Raw genomic sequence first — 7,461 nt, forward strand, 5'->3', positions numbered from 1 at the left:
GTCGGGTGCGGGTTGGCGTCCGGGTCCACTCCCTGGCCGTAGATGCAGACCGCCCCGGACGCCAACCCGCACCCGACCGACGTGTACTACAGCTACGGCGCCCACAACCTCAGCAACCAGGTGGGCGACCACTGGATCCTCAACAACCAGACCGGCGGCGCGTCCGTGACCGTGTGCAACGGCTACAACGGCACGAACTGCACCCAGACGATCGCCCAGGACTGGGCCTACCGCCTCAACTTCACCCCCATCAACTCCATCGTCCTCAACCGCCCGTAGCGGAGACCTTCACCGCGGGGGAGCACTGCCGGGACCGGCCCACGACGGTCCCGGCAGTCCCGTTTCTCGCCACTCCGGGTGAAACGCTTGGCCCCCTGTCGGACCCCCGCAGTAGCCTGGACATCCGCTGTCTCACGATGCGGGCGGGCAGTGCCAGGGGGGACGCCTTGGGGGACCAGCAGTACCAGCACGCGGCAGCCGACCGGTCCGACCAGCCGGAGAGCACCGCGCAGCTCACGTCGACCTTTCCCGCGCAGCTCAGACGGCTGCGCCGGGAGCGCGGACTGTCGCTGGCCGATCTGGCGCGCCGGACGCACTACAGCAAGGGCTATCTCAGCAAGATCGAGACCGGCGTCAAGCGGGCGACCGTCGACGTGGCCCGTCAGTGCGACCAGATCCTGGGTGCCGAGGGCGAGTTGCTCAAGCTGGTGCGCGAGACCGGCCCGGCGGAGCGCGCCGGTGGACCCGCCGCCGACAGCAGCGCGCCCACCTGTCCGTATCGCGGACTGGCGGCCTTCACCCCGCGGGACGCGGCCTGGTTCTTCGGCCGGGAGCGGGCCACGGCCGCACTCGTCGAGCGGGTCTTCCAACGCGTCGGCGGCGGACCGCTGTTACTGGTCGCCCCGTCCGGCGCCGGCAAGTCCTCGCTCATCCGCTGCGTCAACCTGCTGGAGAAGCCCACCGCCGGCACGGTCACCGTCGACGGGCAGGACCTCACCGCCCTCGCCGGGCGCGGACCGCGCGCCGGACGCGAACTCCGGCAGGCGCGCAGCCGTATCGGCATGGTCTTCCAGCACTTCAACCTGCTCTCCACGCGGACCGTCCAGGACAACGTCGAGCTGCCGCTGGAGATCCTCGGCAGGTCCGGAAAGGACCGCTCGCGCAAGGCACTTGAGCTGCTCGACCTCGTCGGACTCGCCGACAAGGCCAAGGCCTACCCGGCCCAGCTCTCCGGCGGCCAGAAGCAGCGCGTCGGCATCGCCCGCGCCCTGGCCGGCGACCCCAAGGTGCTGCTCTCCGACGAGGCCACCAGCGCCCTCGACCCGGACACCACCCGCTCGATCCTCCAGTTGCTGCGCGACCTGAACCGGCAACTGGGCCTGACCGTCCTGCTCATCACCCATGAGATGGACGTCGTGAAGTCGGTCTGCGACTCCGCCGCGCTCATGCAGAACGGGCGCATCGTCGAGTCCGGGACCGTCAGCGAACTGCTCGGCACCCCCGGCTCCGAACTCGCCTCCGCGCTCTTCCCGGTCAGCGGCGAGGCGGGCGGCGAGGACCGGACCGTCGTCGACGTCACCTTCCACGGCGAGGCCGCCACCCAGCCCGTCATCTCCCAGCTCTCGCGCACCTACAACATCGACATCTCGATCCTCGGCGCCGCCATCGACACCGTCGGCGGACTCCAGGTCGGCCGCATGCGCATCGAACTGCCCGGCCACTACGACGACAACGTGGTGCCGATCGGCTTCCTGCGCGAACAGGGCCTGCAGATCGACGTGTTGGGCCAGGAGCCCGTACTGCTGAAGGAAGGTGCCCAGTGAGCTGGTCGGAGATGCAGCCCCTGCTGTCCCAGGCGTGTTGGGACACGCTGTACATGGTCGGCTGGTCCACGGTCATCGCCGTCGTCGGCGGACTCCCGCTCGGCGTCCTGCTGGTCCTGACCGACCGCGGCGGACTGCTCCAGAACGTCGCCGCCAACAAGGTCATCGGGCAGATCGTGAACGTGGCCCGCTCGCTGCCGTTCATCATCCTCATGGTCGCGCTGATGAACTTCACCCGGACCATCACCGGGACGACGATCGGCCGCGAGGCCGCCATCGTGCCGCTCGCGATCGGGGCGATTCCCTTCTTCGCACGCCTTGTTGAGACGGCTGTCCGCGAAGTGGACGGCGGGCTCGTCGAGGCCGTGCAGTCGATGGGCGGCAACACCTGGACGATCGTGCGCAAGGTCCTCGTGCCGGAGTCCCTGCCCTCGCTGATCTCCAGCACCACGACCACGATCGTCGCGCTCATCGGCTACTCCGCGATGGCCGGCACGGTCGGCGCGGGCGGCCTCGGCGACATCGCCATCCGCTACGGCTACCAGCGCTTCGAGACCCAGCTGATGTGGATCACCGTGGCGATCCTCGCGGTCGTCATCTCCCTCATCCAGTTCGCCGGCGACTACGCGGCCCGCTCGGTGCACCGGCGCGGCGGACGGTCGGGTCCCACGCCGAGGCTACGGCTGCTGAAAGCCGCATAAGCACACCCCGGGATCTCTCCCTCCAGGACTCCCCGCACCACCCAACGCGGGGTCGTAGTACGCGACACCCTTCAGGAAAGGCACTTTTCGTGCGTAACACCGCAAAGCTCACCACCGCCGTCCTCGCCGCCGGAGCGCTCACCTTCGCGCTCTCCGCCTGCGGCTCGGACAAGGGCTCCTCCTCGGCCTCCGCCGACTACAGCGGACCGCTGGTCGTCGCCGCGAGCCCCACCCCGCACGCCGAGATCCTCGACTACGTCAAGGACCACCTGGCGAAGAAGGCCGGACTCGACCTGGAGGTCAGGGAGTTCACCGACTACGTCACGCCGAACACGGCGACCGAGGACGGCTCGGTGGGCGCCAACTACTTCCAGAACCAGCCCTACCTGGACGACTTCAACAAGAAGAACGGCACCCACATCGTGCCCGTCGTCACGGTCCACCTGGAGCCGCTCGGCCTCTACTCCCACAAGGTCAAGAGCGCCGACGCCCTGAAGAGCGGCGCGACGATCGCCGTACCGAACGACAGCGTCAACGAGGCCCGCGCCCTCAAGCTGCTCGCGGCGAACAAGCTGATCACCCTCAAGTCCGGTGTGGGCAACGAGGCGACCCCCGCCGACATCACCGAGAACCCGAAGAAGCTCAAGTTCAAGGAGCTGGAGGCGGCCCAGACCCCGCGCTCCCTGGACGACGTCGACGCGGCCGTCATCAACGGCAACTACGCGATCTCCTCGGGCCTGAAGCCCGCCACGGACGCGATCGTCCTGGAGTCCGCGACGAACAACCCGTACGGCAACTTCCTCGCGGTGAAGAAGGGCAACGAGAAGGACCCGCGCGTCAAGAAGCTCGCGACGCTGCTGACCTCGCCCGAGGTGAAGAAGTTCATCGAGGACAAGTACGCCGGCTCGGTCATCCCGTCCTTCTGACCCATCCGGTCCTTCCGAGTCGTCTTGTAGACAACTCGCCGCAACTCACGGGGTCCACCCGCTCACCGCGGGTGGACCCCGCGGTGCGGTTCACTGCTTTCATGCTGCATGCTGGGCAGTTCAGGTTGCCCTGAACATTTTCCGAAGGTTACGGAGTGGCGCATGACTAGCACCTTCCCCAACATCTCCATCAGCACGGAGCGGTTGGTGCTGCGGCCCCTCGACGAGGACGACATCCCCGCGCTGACGGAGATGATGAACGACGAACAGGTCGGGTCCTGGACCGACGTCCCCCAGCCCTACACCGAGGACCGGGCCCGCCGTTGGATCACCGAGTACGCGCCCACCGAACGCACTTCGGGCCGCGGCCTCGACCTCGCCGTCACCGAGTTCCTCACCCAACGGCTCGTCGGCGTCGTCCAGTTGACCAAGACCAACTGGCACGTCCGGTCCACCGAGCTGTCGTACATCATCGCCCCCTGGGCCCGCGGCGAGGGCTACGCCTCCGAGGCGGCGCTCGCCACCGCCCAATGGCTGTTCGGGGACCAGAAGTTGGAGCGCATCGAACTGCGCACCGCCGCCGACAACACCGCCTCCCAGCAGGTGGCCCAGAAGATCGGCTGCATCAGCGAGGGCGTCCTGCGGGGCGCGTGCATAGCGCACGTCCACGGCGACGACGGCACCTGGAGCGACGTCCGCACCGACTTCATCGTGTGGAGCCTCCTCCCCGAGGACCTGGAGGGCACGGCCGAACAGCTCGCCGACGTCGACGGTTTCACGTCACTCGCCGACTGGAACTGAATTCGGCGGGTACGGCACAGGGAGCACCGCCCGGCGGCACCAGGTACCCTCACGGTGCCCGCGTGCGGGCCGCTTCCCCCGACGACCTGCGAATCCACCCTGGAGACTGACGACGATGGCCGACCGCGTCACGGTGATCGGCTGGGACGGCTCTCCGCTGACCGCCGCGGCACGCTCCGCCCTCGCCGCCGCCACCCTGGTGGCCGGCGCGCCCCACCATCTCGCGCTCCCCGAGGTCCAGGAGCGCGCCGAGCGCATCCGCCTCGGCAGCGTCTCCCTCGCCGCCCGCCGTATCGCCGGACACCGCGGCACCGCGGTCGTGTTCGCCGACGGGGACCCGGGCTTCTTCGGAGTCGTACGGACCCTGCGCGCACCCGAGTTCGGCCTGGAGGTGGAGGTCGTCCCCGCCGTCTCCTCGGTGGCCGCCGCCTTCGCCCGCGCCGGTATGCCCTGGGACGACGCACAGGTGGTCGTCGCACACCGGCGCACCCTGCGACGCGCGGTGAACGTATGCCGGGCCCACACAAAAGTCGCCGTTCTCACCTCACCGGGCGCCGGCCCCGCCGAACTCGGCCTGTTGCTGGGGAGCGTCCAGCGCACCTTCGTCATCTGCGAGGAACTGGGCAACGAGCGCGAGCAGGTCACCGTCCTCACCTCCGACAAGGCCGCCGACCGCACCTGGCGCGATCCCAACGTCGTCATCGTCATGGGCGGCCCGGTCGGCCCCGTCGTCACCACCGGCCCGGCCGAGGGCTGGATCGCCGGCCGCGACCCGGCCGCCGTCGCCCGCGGCTGGACCCTGCCCGCCGAGGCCTACGGCGGTGAACTCGGCGAGGGCGAGACGGACTTGCTCCGGGCCGCCCAGCTCGCCCGCCTCGGCCCGCGCGTCGGGGACCTGGTGTGGGACATCGGCTGCGGCAGCGGCGCCTTCGCCATCGAGGCGGCCCGCGCCGGCGCCGCCGTCATCGCCGTCGACCGCGACACCCAGGCCTGCACCCGCACCGACTCCGCGGCCCGTAGCTTCGGCGTGCACCTCCAGATCGTCCAGGGCGACGCCCCGCACATCCTGGAGAACCTCCCCGAACCCGATGTAGTACGGGTCGGTGGCGGGGGAGTGGCCGTCGTCTCCGCGGTCGCCGACCGGCGCCCGCAGCGCATCGTGGCGCACGCCTCCACCCGGGACGAGGCCGAACTCGTCGGCCGCGACCTCACGGAGCACGGGTACCACGTGGAGTGTGCCCTGTTGCAGTCCGTCGAACTCGACACCAGGGCCTGGACGGAGACGGAACGGAGCGTCGCGTTCCTGCTCAGCGGCCTCCTTCCGGAGCGCGTTTCCTGACCGGTTCGCCGACCCCTCGTACCGTCCCCGTGATCCTGTTGTCGTACTGCGCGCGGTAGGCTGGCGGACTGTTGTACCGCATTGGGTGACCCGGCACTTCGTTCGTCAATGTCCGGAAAACCCGCCCGTTTTGGGGTGAGTGTGGTACGGCGGAACCGGAGGACGCGCAACGTGGCGCAGTCCACAGCGGGCCGTCGCGGATCAACCTGTCGCGACGGCGCAACGGCCGCGACAATGCCAGTCAATGGCTTTGTCGTCTAAATGGCTTTGTCGCTTTTTGGCGTCGGGTCGTTCGTGCCGCTGGACTGGCACGCTCGTTCTTCACTGCGGGGCGGTCGGTGCGCCGTTCCCGGTGAGTGGGTCGTAGAAGCACTAACCGATGGGCGAGGGGTACGCATGACCGACACCGGCCAGATCCCGGCCGAGGGGCTGCCGGAGAACGCAGGCATGGTGGAACAGCCAGGCGTTCCCGCGCACGGCGCGTACACCTACCTCTCCGAGACCACCGCCGAGGACGAGGACCTGTTGCTGCTGCCGGGCGCCCAGGGCGCCTGGGGCAACGAGGTCCCGCCCCCCGCCCCCGAGCCCGTCGTCGAGACGGCCAACGAGCCCGCACGACACGAGGCCGCGGTGTACGAGGCCGCCGCCGGGTACGAGCCGGGTCCGCAGGAGACCGGCGTGCAGGCGCCGACCGCGCACGAGGCCGCCGCACAGGCGACCCCCGCACCTGAGGCCGTCGCGCACGAGCCGGGTCCGCACGAGACGGCCGGCCGTGACAGCGGTTCCGTCGATCTGGGGGGCGTACGGCTTCCCGCGCCGCCGCCCGCGCCGGTCCCGCCGCGTCGCCCGCTGCATCTCGGCCCGCCCCTCCCCGACACCTCCGCGAGCCCGGTCCGCTCCCTCGCCGACCGTGGCCCCGCGGGCGCGCCGGTACGGCAGCCGGCCCCGTCGGCGACCGCCCCCGAGTACTTCGACGCACCCCAACTCCGCGACCTGCCCCCGCAGGGCGCGGCTCCCTGGGGCGCCCAGGCGCCGGTGGGCGCGGGGGTGCCGGGAGCGGAAACGGTTGTTCCGGTTGGCAAATCGGCGGGCGAGTCCCTCGGCGGGGGAATCGCCATGGCCGTGGACACCGGGGTCGCCGTGTCCGAGCCGGGTCCGGCTACAGGGGGCGGTCAGGCGCAGGCTCCCGACGCCGGTGCGGCCTGGCAGGGGCACGGGCAGTCGTTCGCGGGGGAGCCCGCGACCGCTTTCGCCCAGGTGAGCCACGTGAGTACGGAGAGCTCCGGCAACGCCGGTGTTCCCGAGGCGGGGCAACTGCCGGGGAGCCCCGAGGGTTCGGTTGCCGGGCAGGACCAGGTGCGGGACCAGGAACCGGTGCAGGAACAGGTGCAGTTGCAGGCACCGGTCCAGGTGTACGCACCAGTGCAGGCTCAGGTCGATGAGCAGGGGCCCGATGCGGGGTTCGTGCCGGGCGGCGGGCCGGAGGAGCCGGAGCAGGTCGCGGCTTCCGTCGCGGTGCCGGTTGCCGAGGTCGCGCCGGAACCTGAGGCCGTGCCGGAGCCCGTGGTGGTGCAGGAGCCCGAGGCGGTCCCGAGTGCCGAGGCTGCCCCGGGTCCCGAGGGCGGGTTCGCCCCCGAGGGCGAGGTGTTGCCGGAGGCCGTCGGCGTGGTGGCGGAAACCGGAGAGGTCCACGACGCCGGGTTCGCTGTCGCGAACGAGCAGGGTGCTGAGGTCGAGGCGGTTCACGGTGCCGAGCCGGCGCCCGAACCCGTAGCCACTCCCGACCAGACCCCCGAAGTGATCGCCGTTCCGGAGCCGTTCCGGGCAGCGGAGGTCGTACACGACGTCCGCTGCCCGGAACGGCTCCGGAA

General features: G+C 70.6%; 6 protein-coding genes and 2 pseudogenes. All 8 read left to right on the top strand.

Going from position 1 to position 7,461, the window contains the following annotated elements; translation table 11 throughout:
- The first annotated feature begins 42 nt into the window (after positions 1-42).
- Positions 43-279 (top strand): hypothetical protein, encoded by a 237-nt coding sequence (locus JHN63_RS44090; RefSeq protein WP_307782132.1) that lies wholly within the window; start codon positions 43-45, stop codon positions 277-279.
- A 137-nt stretch (positions 280-416) separates the two neighbouring features.
- A pseudogene (locus JHN63_RS53430) lies at positions 417-689 on the top strand (helix-turn-helix domain-containing protein); the annotation flags it as partial.
- Positions 690-707: 18 nt separating this feature from the next.
- Positions 708-1,823, top strand: coding sequence for a methionine ABC transporter ATP-binding protein (locus JHN63_RS44095; RefSeq protein WP_374222997.1), 1,116 nt, complete (start codon positions 708-710; stop codon positions 1,821-1,823).
- A complete protein-coding gene (locus tag JHN63_RS44100; RefSeq protein ID WP_200690764.1) occupies positions 1,820-2,524 on the top strand; it encodes a methionine ABC transporter permease in 705 nt (234 codons plus the stop codon). Before JHN63_RS44095 ends, JHN63_RS44100 begins: the two co-directional genes overlap by 4 nt.
- Before the next feature lie 89 nt (positions 2,525-2,613).
- On the top strand, positions 2,614-3,450 hold the full coding sequence (locus JHN63_RS44105) for a MetQ/NlpA family ABC transporter substrate-binding protein (protein ID WP_200690765.1): 837 nt from the start codon (positions 2,614-2,616) through the stop codon (positions 3,448-3,450).
- Positions 3,451-3,612: 162 nt separating this feature from the next.
- Complete coding sequence (locus tag JHN63_RS44110) at positions 3,613-4,251, top strand: GNAT family N-acetyltransferase (RefSeq protein ID WP_200690766.1); 639 nt, start codon at positions 3,613-3,615, stop codon at positions 4,249-4,251.
- Between the two features lie 115 nt (positions 4,252-4,366).
- On the top strand, positions 4,367-5,590 hold the full coding sequence (gene cbiE / locus JHN63_RS44115) for a precorrin-6y C5,15-methyltransferase (decarboxylating) subunit CbiE (RefSeq protein ID WP_200690767.1): 1,224 nt from the start codon (positions 4,367-4,369) through the stop codon (positions 5,588-5,590).
- Positions 5,591-5,986: 396 nt separating this feature from the next.
- Positions 5,987-7,461, top strand: a pseudogene (locus JHN63_RS53435) (5,6-dimethylbenzimidazole synthase); the annotation flags it as partial.

The organism is Streptomyces sp. MBT65, assembly GCF_016612545.1.
Lineage (GTDB): Bacteria > Actinomycetota > Actinomycetes > Streptomycetales > Streptomycetaceae > Streptomyces.